The organism is Actinophytocola sediminis (assembly GCF_054779715.1).
The window spans coordinates 1-845 of record NZ_BAAGXS010000131.1 but is presented as its reverse complement, the minus strand read 5'-3'; the positions used below and the strand labels follow the sequence as shown (position 1 = coordinate 845).

1 protein-coding gene is annotated in these 845 nt (G+C 58.7%); it reads right to left on the bottom strand.

Annotated features, from left to right (window positions below; translation table 11 throughout):
- Window positions 1-845 (bottom strand): RHS repeat-associated core domain-containing protein (locus ACYVIP_RS44645; protein ID WP_460407308.1); only part of this gene is annotated, 845 nt, incomplete at both ends.

Below are 845 nucleotides of genomic sequence, written 5' to 3'. Positions count from 1 at the left end.
GGTGACGGTAGCACCGTCTTCGGTGACCAGGTCCAGGACCGTGTCCTGGTGTTTCCAGACGGCGGTGACGGTGCGGGCTCCGCTTTCCCCGGTTTTCGGGTCGGTCGCCAGGACCTGGTCACCGACGTCGATATCCTTGATGGGCCGGGTAGTACCATCGGCCATCAGCACACGGGTGTCTCCAGTGAAACTGCAGGCCTTTCCCGCATTTCTGCCCTTCCGCACGGGCCTCGTCAAAGCAACAAAAACACCAGCGAACGGTATCATCGCGCCAGCAGATATCGCCGCATTCCCCCAATCCTCCTCCCTCAGGTAGATATACCCATTCATTGCATCACATACGTCGACAGCGAACCCACATACGTCCAGGAAATCATGAGCTACATCGACAAGCGTTGCCGGTGGACCACAGTCGAAATGGTCCGGAAACTCCCAACAGAAAGGCGCCTTGAGCTCCTCATAGAATGGATTGTTTGGAGTTTTCCTCTGCGTCCGCAACATGCTCTCAAGCGCAGACTTTCTGTTCTTATCCGTCGTCTTGCCGTGCGCGAGCTCATCGGGAACAAAGTCCGGATACTCCGGCGCGCTACGGCCACCACCGCCGCTATTACTCGATCCACCTGAGGATCCCCCGCTAGGGGGAGTGAAGTCCTCAGGTATGAAGTTGTAACCGTCCTCGCAGCCGCCGTACCCGTCATCAGGGCATAGTCCGGTGGGGTCGGAGTAGGTGGTGGGGTTGTTGTTGCTGTAGGTGTAGCCGTTCATCTGTTGGGGGTCGGTGAGGTCCATGATCGGGTCGACGGAGATGAACCGGCCGAGGGTGGGGTCGTACTGACGGGCACCCA